Here is a 13,648-nt window from a genome sequence, read left to right on the forward strand (position 1 = left end):
AGTTCCCACAGTCGCGACAGCTCGTGAATGATCGCATCGACCGGAAAGATCATCTCGGCGATATCGGACTGCTGGCGCACTTCCCCGTTGACCGCGAGCGACATCGACGCGTGCCGCGGATGGCCGACCACCGAAACCGGATGGAGCATCGATGCGGGCGCCGAGTGGTCGAACCCCTTTGCCACGTCCCACGGATGACCCTTCGCCTTTGCCGCGGATTGCAGGTCGCGGCGGGTGAGGTCGAGCCCCACTCCATAGCCAAAGACGCAATCGAGCGCGCGCGCGAGCGGAATGTCGCGACCGCCGTCAGACAGCGCAACGATCATTTCGACCTCGTGATGCAGATCCTGCGTCGCCGACGGGTAGCGCACGTCGGCGCCATCGGTGACGACCGCGTCGGCGGGCTTCATGAAGAACATCGGCTGGGTTCGTTCGACCGATGCGCCCATTTCCCGGGCGTGATCGGCATAGTTGCGACCGATGCAGTAGATGCGGTGGATCGGAAAGCGCGACGTCGTTCCTGCGACGGGAAGACTCGGAATGGCGGGAGAGGCGATGACGGTTGGCATGGACGAGGGGAATGCGTTGGAAACGGGAAGGATAGCAGTGCGCTTGAAGGACGCGTGTGCGGCTCGGGCCGATTGCCACGAACGACGCGAATGACAGATGTCATGTCCGTCGTGTGACCGCCGCGCCTTGCTGCCTCGCGTCGATTCGCCGACTCTATGGCAGACTTGATGACCTTGGTTTGCAGGATTGCGGAACGTGGAGAAATCGGAACTGCTGAACCAGTTGCGCATCGATCGCAGCGAACCGGAGGGTCGCTCGACCGGCGCCGTCGTCGGCATCGTGGTGGGTGTGTTGCTGCTCGTTGCCGCTCTTGCCGCTGCTGGATGGTGGTTTCTGCGCGGCGGCAACGCAATCGAGGTGCAGGCGGTGACGGCCACGGCGCCCGCGCCGGGTGCGGCCGGAGCCACCGCAGTGCTGCAAGCCACGGGTTACGTCACGGCGCGCCGCCAGGCCACGGTGTCCGCGCAGATCACCGGTACGCTGCTCGACGTGCTGATCGAGGAAGGTGAGCACGTCGAGGCGGGGCAGGTGCTGGCGCATCTCGAGAGCACGGCGCAGCGCGCGGCGCTGGCGCAGACGCAGGCAGGATTCAAGGCGGCGCAATCGCAGTTGAAGCTGCTCCAGGCGCAACTGGGTCAAAGCAACCGCGATCTGTCGCGCGCGCAGGATCTGGTCGGCCGCAAGCTGGTGTCGCGTCAGGCAGTCGAACTGGCGAATACGCAGGTGGAAACGCAGTCTGCGCAGATCGAGGCGCAGCGCCGGCAGATCGAAGTCGCCAAGGCGGCGGTCGACGGCGCGCAGGTGCAACTCGACTATTGCACGGTGCGTGCACCGTTTGCCGGCGTGGTGATCGCAAAAGCCGCGCAGCCGGGTGAAATCGTGTCGCCGCTGTCGGCAGGCGGCGGATTCACGCGTACGGGCGTCGGCACGATCGTCGACATGGAGTCGCTCGAAGTCGAAGTGGATGTCAACGAGTCCTACATCAACCGGGTGATCGCGGGGCAGCCGACCGAGGCGGTGCTCGATGCGTATCCGGACTGGAAGATCCCCGGTCATGTGATCGCGATCATTCCGACCGCCGATCGCGGTAAGGCCACCATCAAGGTGCGCGTCGGCTTCGACCAGAAGGACGCGCGCATTGTGCCGGACATGGGCGTGCGCGTGTCGTTCCTCGAGGAAGCGCGGGCTGCCAACACACCGGCGCCGCCACCGAAGGGCGTGCTCGTGCCAGCTACCAGCATCGTGCAGCGCGATGGCAAGAGCGTCGTGTTCGCGATCGAAGCGGACAAGGCGCGGCTGCGTGCCGTCGTTACAGGTCAGAGTCTTGGTGACCTGCGCATGGTCGAGGGTCTTGCCGCAGGAACCCGCGTGGTGCGCGAGCCTCCGGCCGGAATGGCCGATGGCGCGAAAGTCGACGTGAAGACAGCGGCGAAGTAACAGCGAAGCACGCGCACCGCGCTGCGTCGAATGAGATTCCACAACCTGGGAAATGTCATGGCGAACTTGGTCGAAATCCGCAACCTCAGCAAGACCTACACGCGCGGCAAGCAGAAGGTCGAGGTCCTGCATCACGTGAATCTCGACATCGCGGAAGGCGACTTCCTCGCGCTGATGGGTCCCTCGGGATCGGGCAAGACGACGCTGCTCAACCTGATCGGCGGACTCGATTCGCCGTCCGAAGGAACGCTCAGCGTCGGCGGCCAGCGCATCGATCAGCTCGGTGAAGGCGCGCTCGCGAAGTGGCGCTCGAACCACGTCGGCTTCATTTTCCAGTTCTACAACCTGCTGCCAATGCTCTCCGCGCAGAAGAACGTCGAGCTGCCGTTGCTGTTGACAAAACTGTCTGCCGCCCAGCGCAAGAAGAACGCGAGTATCGCACTGCAACTGGTCGGCCTTGCCGAGCGCGCATCGCACAAGCCGAACGAGTTGTCGGGTGGCCAGCAGCAGCGCGTCGCCATCGCGCGCGCAATCGTGTCGGATCCGCAATTGCTGGTCTGCGACGAACCGACCGGAGACCTCGACCGGCAATCCGCTGAAGACGTGCTCGGCCTGTTGCAGAGTCTCAACCGCGACCATGGCAAGACGATCATCATGGTCACCCATGACCCGAAAGCCGCCGAGCACGCGCGCCACGTGTTGCATCTCGACAAGGGCACGCTGGTCGAAAGCGCAGAAGTCGCCTAGCCCGCTTCAACGCCGACGAATACGACGCCTGATCGCCACCACCAAGGTGCACGCATGAAATACTTCCATCTCGTCTGGGCCGCGCTGTTCCGCCGCAAGACGCGAACCCTGTTCACGCTGCTGTCGGTGCTTGCGGCGTTCCTGCTGTTCGGTCTGCTCGCTGCAGTGCGCAGCACCTTCGATGCGCCGCCGAGTGCCGCCGGTGTCAACCGGCTCGTGGTGAGTTCGCGCATCTCGATCATCCAGTCGCTGCCGCAGAGTCTTCTGCAGCGCATCCAGTCGGTGCCCGATGTGAAGGACGTCGCCTATGCGAACTGGTTTGGCGGCTACTACCAGGATCCGAAGAACCAGCAGCAGATGTTCCAGATCGCGATCAACCCGGGTTATCTGGATGTCTATCCCGAAATCGTTTTGTCCGCCGATCAGCGCAAGGCATTCGAATCGACCCGCACCGGCGCGTTGATCGGTGAGGCGGCGGCGAAGGCGCTGAATCTGAAGATCGGCGACAAGATTCCGATCAAGGGCGCGATCTTCACCAACAAGTCGAGCGGCGACACCACCTGGACCTTCGACATCGTCGGCATCTTCAAGGCGAGTGAAGCGAAGATGCGCGGCATCGAGAACCAGTTGCTGTTCCGCTGGGATTACTTCAACGAAGGCCGCGGCTTTGGCGAGGGCACCGTCGGCTGGTACATCGCGCAGGTCGACGACCCGAAACATTCCGAGCAGGTTGCCGCGGCGATCGACGCGATCTCCGCCAACTCCGACCACGAAACCAAGACGCAGACCGAGGAAGCGTTCAACCTCGCGTTCGTCAAGCAACTGGGTGACATCGGCCTGATCGTCGGGGCGATCATGGCGGCGGTATTCTTCACGCTGGTGCTGCTGACCGGCAACACGATGGCTCAAGCGGTGCGCGAACGGATTCCCGAACTGGCCGTGTTGAAGACGCTCGGTTTTTCGAACGCGAGCGTGCTCGGTCTGGTCCTCGCCGAATCGATCCTGTTGATCGTGCTCGGTGGAACGCTCGGGTTGTTGCTCGCGCAGGTCCTGTTGCCGGCGCTCAATGCAGGCAGTGGCGGGCGCATGAATTTTCCACCGATCGGCGTGTCGACGTGGATCACCGGTCTGGTGTGGATGATCGGCATTGGAATCGTGGTCGGATTGTTGCCTGCGTTGCGCGGGATGCGTCTGCGCATCGTCGACGCGTTGGCCGGACGTTGAGGAGCTTTCGATGAATCTGTTGATCAATGTCATCACCGTGGTCGTCGTGATCGCCGTGATCGCGGTCCTCGTCGTCGTGCCGATCGCCGTGGTGGGGATCCTTGCATTGCTGCTCGCGGTCTGGATGGCGACGACCCGTACCGGCCGACAAGCGTGGTCGGTCACCCGTGTCGGCATCGCGACGATTCCGCAGCGACTGGGGTCGTCGTCGGTGATCGTGGTCGGCATCGCAGGCGTGGTCGGCGTACTTGTCGCGTTGCTCGCCATGGGCGAGGGGTTCCGCCAGACCCTGCAGCAAACCGGAGACGCCGACACCGCGATCATCATGCGCGGTGGAGCGACGGCCGAACTCAGTTCGGGCGTCTCGCGCGACGACTTCACGCTGATCGCGCAGGAGCCCGGCATCGTCAAGGACGCGAAGGGCAAGCCGGTCGCGTCTCCCGAACTGGTGGTGGTGGCGAACCTGCCGAAGAAGAGCAGCGGCACCGATGCGAATGTCGAAATCCGCGGCGTCGGCGAACAGGCGTTCGAACTGCGCCCGAACGTGAAAATCGCGGAAGGGCGTTCGTTCAAGCCGGGACTTCGCGAACTCGTTGTCGGCAAGGGTGCGCTCGCGCAATTCACCGGCCTGAGTGTCGGATCGAAGCTCAACCTCGCGAACCAGCAGTGGGACGTGGTTGGCGTGTTCACCTCGGGCGACGCGCACGAATCGGAACTCTGGGGCGATGTCGAAACCGTCTCGACCACCTACCGGCGCACGGGCTATCAGTCGATCACTGTTCGCCTGACGTCGCCGGAGGCCATCGAAACGCTGAAGGCGGGCATCGCGGCCGATCCGCGCCTCAAGGTGGATGTGAAGACGACCGGCGACTACTACAGCGCGCAGTCGGAAAATCTCAGCAAGATCATTCGCATCATCGGCATCGTGATCGGTTCGATCATGGGCATCGGCGCGGTGTTTGGCGCACTCAACACGATGTACGCCGCTGTGGCGACGCGTGCGCGCGAGATTGCAACGCTGCGCGCGATCGGATTTCGCGGACTGCCTGTCGTGGTATCGGTACTGCTCGAGACGATGCTGCTGGCGCTGCTCGGCGGCATTCTCGGCGCTGCAGTGACCTGGCTGATCTTCAACAACTACACGGTATCAACGCTCGGCAGCAACTTCAGCCAGGTCGTGTTTGCGTTCAAGGTGTCGCCAGCGCTGATCGCCAGCGGGCTCAAATGGGCGCTGGCAATCGGGTTCGTCGGCGGCGTGTTCCCGGCTCTGCGCGCCGCGCGCCTGCCGGTGACGACGGCGCTGCGGGAACTGTGATCGCGGGAACGCCTTGAAGGGATTGAACGACGAACAACACGAAGGACACGAAGGGAAAGCCTGGAAGACTGCGCTGCACCAGGCCGATCGCTTTTCTTCTTCGTGTTCTTGGTGGTCAAGTCCTGACGGTTCTGGCACTTGTCGCGCGAGCCGCATCACGACCGCTCGCGCGCCAGCGCGATAAGCACGACGCCGGCGAGGATCACCGCCATTGCCACCAGATCGAACCCGTGCACGATCTCGCCGTACAACAGCGCGCCGAAGAGCACCGCGACCGGCGGGTTGACGTACGCGTAGCTCATTGCAAGTGCGGGTCGGACATGGTTGAGCACGTAGAGATACGCACTGAATCCAATCAGTGAGCCGGCGACCACCAGATAGACGACGGCGAGACTTGCCGACAGTGGCGGTGCGACCGGCCAGCGTTCGCCGATCGACAGGGCGAAGATCAGGATGACCGTGCCGCCGGTCAGCATCTGCGCCGCGGTGTTCATCGCGGCTGGCGGCATGTCGCGATGCTTGCTCCAGACCGAACCGAACGCCCACGAGCCGGCGGCGACGATCAACGCGATCGCGCCGATCGGCGATCCGGCCATGCTGCCGCCGAGGTTGAGCAGGATCACGCCGGCGAAGCCGACGCCAAGTCCGAGCCATTCCATGCGCTTGGGCCAGTGGCCGTATAAACCGCCAAACACCGCGGCAAACAACGGCATGCTCGCGACGGCGACTGCAGAGAGTCCCGAGGCGACGGTTTGCTCTGCGAAGCAGACGAGCCCATTGCCGAAGCCGAGCAGCATCGTGCCGGCGAACGCCGAATTGAGCCATTGGGCGCGCGTTGGCGCCGCCATGCCGCGCCAGCGGAGGAACGCGTAGAGGATTCCGCCGGCACACAGGAAGCGCACCGCCGCCATCAGGAATGGCGGGTAGCTCGCCACCGCCACGCGGATGGCGAGATAGGTCGATCCCCACACGAGATACAGCGAGAGCAGTGCGAGCGGCACCAGCACGCGCCGGCTCAACAGGACCGGCGTCGCCGGCGCTTCGACCGGATCGAAACGGGATGCATCAGTCATGGGCGGGGCGAGAAAAGTAGGCCGCGCGGGTGCGCGGGACAGGAGAATAGTGCACCGGCCGAGTGCGGCGCGAGAACCGGATCGACCGATCAGCCGGGAGCCACTCGGGATTCCATCGCGAGAAGGCGCCGCTTCAGTGGAGGGCCCCAGCGCCAACCGCCCGGTTGCCCATCGGTGCGCACGACGCGATGGCACGGCACCACGAAGGCCAGCCGGTTCGCGCCGCATGCGTTTGCGATTGCCCGCGCGGAACGTGGTGCATCGATCGCTTCCGCGATCTGCGCATAGGTGCGCGTCTCGCCCGCTGGAATGCGCGTCAATGCCTGCCATACGCGCCACTGGAATGCAGTCGCGCGGACATCCAGTGGCGGCAGTTGCGCATGCGATGGCGTGTCGCCCGAAAGCCCCGCGACCACGCGCTCGATCACCGCGACCAACCATTCGTCGCGGCCGTCATCGATGCGTTCCATGTGCGCGTTTGGAAACTCGTTTCGCAAGCGGGCCGTCAGTTCGTCGTCGGCGCGCCCGACCGACACTGCGCAGATCCCGCGCGCGGTGGCTGCGACCAGCACGGCTCCGAGCGCGGTTGCGACGGTCGTGAAGCGCAGCTCCGTCCCGGCTCCGCCGCGGCGGTAGTCGCCGGGTGTCATTCCAAGGTGTGCGCTGGCCTGTTCGTACACGCGGCTGCCCGACCCGAAACCGGCATCGTAGATCGCGTCGGTGACCCGGCTTCCCTCGCGCAACGCCGACTTGAAGGAACCAAGCTTGATCTGGCGCGCGTATTCGGCGGGCGATAGCCCGAATCGTTCGCGGAACCGACGCTGCAGGTAGGTCGGACTGAGGCCGACGGCAGCGGCGAGTGCGGACAGTCCCGCATTTTCCCCGCGGGTGGATTCGATCAGCGAACGCGCGCGCTCGAGTGGGTCATGCGCAGCACTGGCGGGCTTGTTCATGCCCCTAGATTAGAGCGCGGTCGGACAGGTCACCATCCGGATCTTGCGACCCTTCCGGATCAGTGCGCCGGCGAGGTGGATCGCTGCGCCGGTGACGGCGAGGCAGTGCCCTCCGCAACCACCGTGAATTCGCCTTCGATCACGCCTGGCGACGGCGATGCGGGCTGGGAGACCGGCGCTGACCGAACCGCACCGGGTCGCAATGCGCGGACCAACATGAAAATGCCGGCGCCAACCACCAGCGCCGCCAGCGCGAACACGCCGATCGTCAACAACAGCGCGGCGAGCACCAGTCCAACCAGCCCTACCAGCACGCGCACCAGCGGATTGCGCGCTCGAACGATGCGGAATCTGTGCTGGAACATCGACCGTACTCCGTATGCGAAAATGCGCGCCCGTCCGGTCGCTGCTGTTCCCATCTTGGGGCATTCCGCAGCGCAGGCAAGTGCTGAACGATTGCATGAACGACGCTGCGCCACTGTGCCGGTTTGAAGACATCCCCGATGGCGGTGCGATCGGGGTACGTGTGGACACCTCAACCGGCGGTTTCGACCTGGTCGTGCTGCGTCAGGGCGAGCGTATCTTCGCGTACCACAACGAGTGCCCGCACGCCGGGCGCAATCTCGATTTCGCGCCCGGGCGCTTTCTGGTGCGTGATGGCCGGATCACCTGTGCGGTGCATGGCGCGACGTTCGCGGTCGACTCCGGCGCCTGCCTCGGCGGTCCCTGCCGTAACGGACTCGTTGCGATGCCGCTCGCGGTGATCGACGGCGAAGTGCGTTTGCGCTGAACGTCGGGAAAGCGGGTGATCAGGAGCGCCCGAACACCAGATTCACCGCCACCAGCATGATCGTCAGCATCACGAAGGTCAGCGGAATGCCGACGCGCAGGAAATCCCGCCGCCGGTAACCGCCTGGTCCGGCGACGATCATGATCACCGGATTCGCACTCGGCATGATGAAGACGTTCGAGGTCGAGATCGCGACGATCAGCGCGTAGATTGACGGATTGCCACCGGACGCCAGCGCAACGTTGATCGCCATCGGCACCATCATCACGGTGGCGCCGACGTTCGACACGACCTGCGCGCACAGCAGCGTGATGATCGCGACCACCGCCTGCAATCCCCACTGCGGCCAGTTGCCCATGTAGACGAGTACTTCCTGCGCGATCCATGCCGCGGCGCCGGTGGAGTCCATCGCCCAGCCGAGCGGGATCAGGCAGGCGAGGGTGAAGATCGTCTTCCAGTTGATCGCGCCGTAGGCCTCGTCCATGTTGAGCACGCCGGTCAACAGCATGCCGACCGCGCCGACGAGCATCGCGATGGACAGCCGGATGTCGGTGAAAAGGCCGAGCGACATGGCAAGCGTGAAGAAGAACGCGGCATGCCAGATCTTGCTCGGTCGCTGTTCCTCTTTCGGATAGTCGGTGACGACCACGAAGTCGTGCGATTCGGCAGTCTGCGCCAGGTCACGCCAGAAGCTGTGCAGCACCATGGTGTCGCCGGCGCGCAGCGCGACGTTGCGCACGTCTTCGCGAAACACCTGCTCGCCGCGATTGACCGCGAGCACCGAGATGCCGTGCGTCTTGCGCAATCGAAGGTCGCCGACCGACTGTTTGATCCAGCGCGAGTTCGGCGGGATCACCGCTTCGGAAATGCCGGCGCGGGTCGGATTGAACAGATCGGCGAAATTTCGCAGGCGTGTCTGCACCTGGCACAGCTGCGTGTTCGCGAATTCGTTGACCGCCTCGCGCTTGCCGAGCACGCCGAGCACGCTGCCGACCCAGATCATCTGGTCGGTCGGCGGAGCAAGACGCGCCTCATTGCCGGTCTTCAGTGCGAGGATCAGCGGTGCTCCCCGCAACTGCTCCACTTCGCCAACGCTCATGCCGACCAGCGGGCTGTCGGTGGTCACCAGCAGTTCGAGCACGTCGCCGTCGATGCCGTAGGTTTCAGCAAAGTAGGTTTCGGTGCGCCCGGGGGTGACCTTCTGCCGGTCCTCTTCGTCACCCGGAAACAGCCGCTTGGTGAACAACGCGAAATAGGCCAGGCCGCCGAGCAGCAGCGGGATGCCGATCGGTGCGATCGAGAACAGCGTGAAGGTCTGGATCGTCTGAGCGCCGGGCGGCAGGTTGCGGTTCGCACTGGCGATCAGGTCGTTGAGAAGAATCAGCGGAGAGTTCGAGATCATCGTGACATTGGTGCCGCACAGGATCATGCAGGCCATCGGCAGCAGCAGGCGCTTCAGCGGCAAGCCGGTGCGCGAGCTGACGCGACTGACCACCGGCAGGAACAATGCGCTCAGCGCCTGGCTCTGGATCACCGACGAAAGACTGCCGACCATCCCGTTGATCAGCAGCGAGACGCGCGTCTCCACGCCGCCGGCGAGGCGCAGGATCACCGCCGCCGCCTTGCCCAGCATCCCGGTGCGATCGAGCCCGGCACCCATGATCATCACCGCGATCAGCGAGATCACCGCGTTGCCGGCAAAGCCCTCGAACAACTGTTCCACCGGCAGGAGGCGCGTGATGCCGATGACCACGATCACCAGCAAAGCGACCAGATCGGCGCGGATCCATTCGAGCACCAGCATCAGCACGGTGAACCCGAGCAGGCCGAACACCAGCGCCATGTTGGTGGTGAGGGTCAGGCCGGCATCCATGCCCGATGATTTCCCGAAAAAAGCCGGCGCGTCGAGAGCTCAGCGACGGACATGGACGAAATCCCAGACGCCGTGACCGAGACGGACGCCGCGCGCCTCGAAATGCGTTTCGATCCGCCACGGCGGTCGTTCCTCGGTTCGCGCGTGCGTCGGATCGGCAACCCAGTCCGGCGCGGCGTCGAGCATCTCGCGCATGTGGTCGGCGTAGTCGGCCCAGTCGGTCGCCAGATGCAGGCGCCCGCCGGGTGCAACGCGCGAAGCGAGCAGTGCGAGGAAATCCGGCTGGATCAGCCGACGCTTGTTGTGGCGCTTCTTGTGCCACGGATCCGGAAAATAAATGCGGGCTTCGGCCAGCGCGCCGGGCGGGATCTCCGCTTCAAGCACCTCAACCGCGTCGTGGTTGTAGAGTTTCGCGTTGGCGAGATTCGCCTTGGCAAGATCGTTCATCAGTCGGCCGACGCCGGGGCGATGCACTTCGACGCCAATGAAGTCGCGCGACGGTTCGGTAGTGCACGAATGCAGCAATTGGCTGCCGTTGCCGAATCCGATTTCCAGCACCAGCGGAGCGACGCGACCGAACAGCGCGGCAAAGTCGCGTGGCACGCCGGCCGGCTCGATCCCGTAGCGTGACCAGTGATCGTCAAACGCACGTTGTTGCGCCGGTGTGAGCCGCCCTTGGCGCAGCACGAAGCTGCGGATGCGCCGCGCTACCGGTTGGTCGGCGGGCACGGTCATCACGATCAGGCGATCGTGCCGTCGATCGGGCTGGACGCCGATGCGTAGCGCTTGCGAGGAATGCGTCCGGCGCGAAACGCGGCACGACCGGCTTCGACCGCCAGTTTCATCGCGTGCGCCATCAGCACCGGATCCTTGGCACCGGCAATTGCGGTGTTCATCAGTACGCCGTCACAGCCGAGTTCCATCGCGATGGCGGCATCGGACGCGGTGCCGACGCCGGCGTCGACGATGATCGGCACGTTCGCGTTCTCGATGATCTCCAGCAGGTTGTAGCGGTTCTGGATGCCGAGCCCGGAGCCGATCGGTGCGGCCAGAGGCATCACCGCGACGCAGCCGATGTCTTCGAGCCGCCGCGCCAGAATGGGATCGTCGGAGGTGTAGACCATCACGTGGAAACCCTCCTTGACCAGCACCTGCGCCGCTTCCAGCGTCGCCACCACATCCGGGAACAGCGTCTTCTGGTCGCCGAGCACTTCCAGTTTCACCAGCGTGCGTCCGTCGAGCAGCTCGCGCGCAAGCCGGCAGGTGCGGATCGCATCGTCGGCGGTGTAGCAGCCCGCCGTATTCGGCAGGATCGTATAGCGATCAGGCGGCAGCACGTCGAGCAGGTTCGGCTCTCCAGGGTTCTGGCCGATGTTCATGCGCCGGATCGCAACCGTGACGATTTGCGCGCCGGCGGCTTCCGTCGCGCGCCGCGTTTGGTCGAGGTCGCGGAATTTTCCGGTCCCGGTCAGCAGGCGCGAACGAAAGGGCATGCCGGCGACATGCAACGTGTCGGCTTTGTCGAGGGGTTCTGCGGCGAGGACGTTCATGCGTTTCCAGACAAAAGGTGGGGCAACGGGGTTCACCCAGTGCGCTGCATTCGGCGCGGCGCGTGTCAGCCGCCGCCGATTGCGTGGACGATCTCGATCCGGTCGCCGGCTGCGATCGAATACTCGGCATGGCGGCTGCGTGGAATGATGTGCAGATTGACTTCGACCGCGACGCGGCGTTCGCCGAAGCCGGCTTCGTCGAGAAGCTCCGCAAGCGTGAGGGGCGCTTCGAACTCCCGCTCGTGGCCGTTGAGAACGATCTTCATCCGCGCATTCTAAACGCGTGCGCAGCGATGAGCCCAAAAAAAGACGCCGCGCAGTGCGCGGCGTCCGTTCACTTCACTCACCCTGGATCAGCGGCGATTTCTGTCGTCGTCATCCTTTCTGCCGCGTTCCTGCGGCTGCGAGCGTGCCGGCGCCTGCTCGCGCTGGGCAGGCTCGGCCTGGCGCTGCTGTGGCGGCGGTGCCTGCCGCTGTTGTGGCTGAGGTGCCTGGCGGACCTGCTGCTGGGGTGCCTCGCGCATCTGCTGCACGGGTGCCGAGCGCTGCTGCTGCATTTCCCGCTGCGGCTGCGCCTGGCGGATCTCCCGCTGCGGCGCCTCTCGCTGCGGCTGCGCTTGGCGGATCTCCCGCTGCGGCGCCTCGCGAACCGGCGACGGCTGCGTCATCGAACGCTGTTGCTGCGTCGGACTCTGACGGGTCTCGCGCGGCTGCTGCACCTCACGGGCTGGCGCCTGGGGCGCATACCGTTGCTGTTGGACCGGCGGCGCGTTGCGCGTGGGCGTCGTTGCCGAACGGTCCGGCACCGAACGATCCTGCATCTGACGCAGGTTCGACGACGCGGCTGGCTGAACATTGCGCGAGTTTGCCGGGCTGTTGGCGGGTGCGTTGCGACCCGCCGGACTGGAGCGAGAATCCTCGGCCGACGGAACGCTGCGCGAGTTCGGGGTGTTCACCCGCCCCGGATTCGCCGCAGCGTTTTCGGCATCGCCGCGACGTTGCGGCGCAAAGCGCGACGACGGCAGCGAACCGCGCCCGGTCGTCGGTTCCGTGGCGTTGCGAACGTCAGGTGCGCGCGTGCTGGCGGGGTTTGTCGGAGCAACGCCCGGCGTGCGAGCGGCCGGCATGGCAGGGTTGCCACGCACGGGTTGCTGTACCGAACGCTCGCTGGCAGCATCCGCTCGCGACGCTGCAGCGCCACGAAGCGGCAGCGCCTGCGGCTGCGAAGTATTTCCTCGACCGACGACCTGCACGCGAGATGCCGCCGCGGCATTCGCCGGCGCTGCGACGCGAGTGCCGGCCTCCGGCCGCAACTGGTTGCCGGCAAGAGGCCGCGATTCGTTGCGCTGGATCGCCTGGATCCGGGATGCGAACGGCACCGCAGCGGCCGGCGGAGCAGTGCGGGCAATCACGCGCCGATCAAGTGCAGCCGACGGCGGAGCAGCGCGACCGCGTTCGGCGCCCGCTGCGACGAAGCTCGCGCGCGTCGGTGCGATGGCGACACGGCTGCTCACCTGCGAATTGCGCAACATGTTCTGGTTCACCTGCACCCGCGCGCCTCCGACAGGACGAGCGCCCACAAACGTCTCCCGCGACACCGCGGTGATCGCACGTTCATTGCGCTGGTAGGCGTAATTCACGTTGCCGATCGGACGACCCGACGAGTAGTTGTTGTAGACGTTGGTGATGTTGATGTTGGTGATCGAGCGCGAGTTGCGGATGTTCACGTTGGTGAAGTAGCCACGCGACGCGTGGTACCACGGCACGTACACGTCGCGCGGTCCAAGCGGGAACCAACCCACCGGCCCGCCACCGCCACGCACGGAGATCCCGACGCCCCAGCCGGCGCCACCAGCGAAGCCCACCAGTGCCGGCGCATAGACCGAGCCCCAACGGCGCTCACCCGGGCACCAGCCCCAGCGATTGCCGACGTACGCCCAGCGTCCGTAGTGAAACGGTGCGAAGCCCCATGAGGCGTTGTCGACCCAGGTCCAGCCCCACGGGTCGATCCACGACCAATGGCCCGACCGGTAGGGCGCCCAGTCCGCGGCGACCGTGGTCGGATACCACACATGGCCGTAATCGGGCTCGTCGTTCCACGATCCGTTGTCATCGA

The 13,648-nt window shown here is 65.2% G+C and carries 14 protein-coding genes; 5 read left to right on the forward strand and 9 right to left on the reverse strand.

The window, feature by feature from the left end; genetic code table 11:
• Positions 1 to 569, reverse strand: a 569-nt coding sequence (locus tag ABIV12_RS10460) for a fumarylacetoacetate hydrolase family protein (RefSeq protein WP_348058980.1), incomplete at its 3' end; no start/stop codon positions are given.
• Between the two features lie 196 nt (positions 570 to 765).
• Here ABIV12_RS10460 and ABIV12_RS10465 point away from each other — a divergent pair.
• The 4 genes from ABIV12_RS10465 to ABIV12_RS10480 are packed head-to-tail and all read left to right on the forward strand — an operon-like array spanning position 766 to position 5,293.
• A complete protein-coding gene (locus tag ABIV12_RS10465) occupies positions 766 to 2,007 on the forward strand; it encodes an efflux RND transporter periplasmic adaptor subunit (protein ID WP_348058982.1) in 1,242 nt (413 codons plus the stop codon).
• A gap of 57 nt (positions 2,008 to 2,064) precedes the next feature.
• On the forward strand, positions 2,065 to 2,754 hold the full coding sequence (locus tag ABIV12_RS10470; RefSeq protein WP_348058984.1) for an ABC transporter ATP-binding protein: 690 nt from the start codon (positions 2,065 to 2,067) through the stop codon (positions 2,752 to 2,754).
• Between the two features lie 54 nt (positions 2,755 to 2,808).
• The gene (locus ABIV12_RS10475; RefSeq protein ID WP_348058986.1) at positions 2,809 to 3,978 is read left to right on the forward strand and encodes an ABC transporter permease; all 1,170 of its coding nucleotides are present in this window, start codon (positions 2,809 to 2,811) and stop codon (positions 3,976 to 3,978) included.
• A gap of 10 nt (positions 3,979 to 3,988) precedes the next feature.
• The gene (locus tag ABIV12_RS10480) at positions 3,989 to 5,293 is read left to right on the forward strand and encodes an ABC transporter permease (RefSeq protein WP_348058988.1); all 1,305 of its coding nucleotides are present in this window, start codon (positions 3,989 to 3,991) and stop codon (positions 5,291 to 5,293) included.
• Between the two features lie 155 nt (positions 5,294 to 5,448).
• Here ABIV12_RS10480 and yedA read toward each other — a convergent pair whose 3' ends face one another.
• From yedA to ABIV12_RS10495, 3 genes are all read right to left on the reverse strand, one after another.
• Positions 5,449 to 6,366 (reverse strand): drug/metabolite exporter YedA, encoded by a 918-nt coding sequence (gene yedA / locus ABIV12_RS10485; protein WP_348058990.1) that lies wholly within the window; start codon positions 6,364 to 6,366, stop codon positions 5,449 to 5,451.
• 89 nt (positions 6,367 to 6,455) lie between these two features.
• Positions 6,456 to 7,319 (reverse strand): methylated-DNA--[protein]-cysteine S-methyltransferase, encoded by an 864-nt coding sequence (locus ABIV12_RS10490; protein WP_348058991.1) that lies wholly within the window; start codon positions 7,317 to 7,319, stop codon positions 6,456 to 6,458.
• A gap of 59 nt (positions 7,320 to 7,378) precedes the next feature.
• Positions 7,379 to 7,684, reverse strand: a complete 306-nt coding sequence (locus ABIV12_RS10495; protein ID WP_348058992.1) for a hypothetical protein — start codon at positions 7,682 to 7,684, stop codon at positions 7,379 to 7,381.
• Between the two features lie 95 nt (positions 7,685 to 7,779).
• Here ABIV12_RS10495 and ABIV12_RS10500 point away from each other — a divergent pair, with 95 nt between their 5' ends.
• Positions 7,780 to 8,109: a Rieske (2Fe-2S) protein gene (locus ABIV12_RS10500; RefSeq protein WP_348058993.1), complete on the forward strand. Its 330-nt coding sequence runs from the start codon at positions 7,780 to 7,782 to the stop codon at positions 8,107 to 8,109.
• A gap of 19 nt (positions 8,110 to 8,128) precedes the next feature.
• Here the strand turns inward: ABIV12_RS10500 and ABIV12_RS10505 are convergent, their stop codons facing one another.
• The 5 genes from ABIV12_RS10505 to ABIV12_RS10525 form a co-directional block, all read right to left on the reverse strand.
• Entirely contained in the window at positions 8,129 to 9,982 is a 1,854-nt protein-coding gene (locus ABIV12_RS10505; protein WP_348058995.1) for an SLC13 family permease, read from the reverse strand.
• A 39-nt stretch (positions 9,983 to 10,021) separates the two neighbouring features.
• Positions 10,022 to 10,717, reverse strand: coding sequence for a tRNA (guanosine(46)-N7)-methyltransferase TrmB (gene trmB / locus ABIV12_RS10510; RefSeq protein WP_348058997.1), 696 nt, complete (start codon positions 10,715 to 10,717; stop codon positions 10,022 to 10,024).
• 5 nt (positions 10,718 to 10,722) lie between these two features.
• Positions 10,723 to 11,532 (reverse strand): thiazole synthase, encoded by an 810-nt coding sequence (locus ABIV12_RS10515; RefSeq protein ID WP_348058999.1) that lies wholly within the window; start codon positions 11,530 to 11,532, stop codon positions 10,723 to 10,725.
• Between the two features lie 65 nt (positions 11,533 to 11,597).
• Positions 11,598 to 11,798, reverse strand: a complete 201-nt coding sequence (thiS, locus tag ABIV12_RS10520) for a sulfur carrier protein ThiS (RefSeq protein ID WP_348059001.1) — start codon at positions 11,796 to 11,798, stop codon at positions 11,598 to 11,600.
• A gap of 87 nt (positions 11,799 to 11,885) precedes the next feature.
• The coding region (locus ABIV12_RS10525; protein ID WP_348059003.1) for a DUF6600 domain-containing protein at positions 11,886 to 13,648 on the reverse strand (1,763 nt) is incomplete at its 5' end.

The sequence above is a fragment of the Dokdonella sp. genome (assembly GCF_039926425.1).
Lineage (GTDB): Bacteria > Pseudomonadota > Gammaproteobacteria > Xanthomonadales > Rhodanobacteraceae > Dokdonella_A.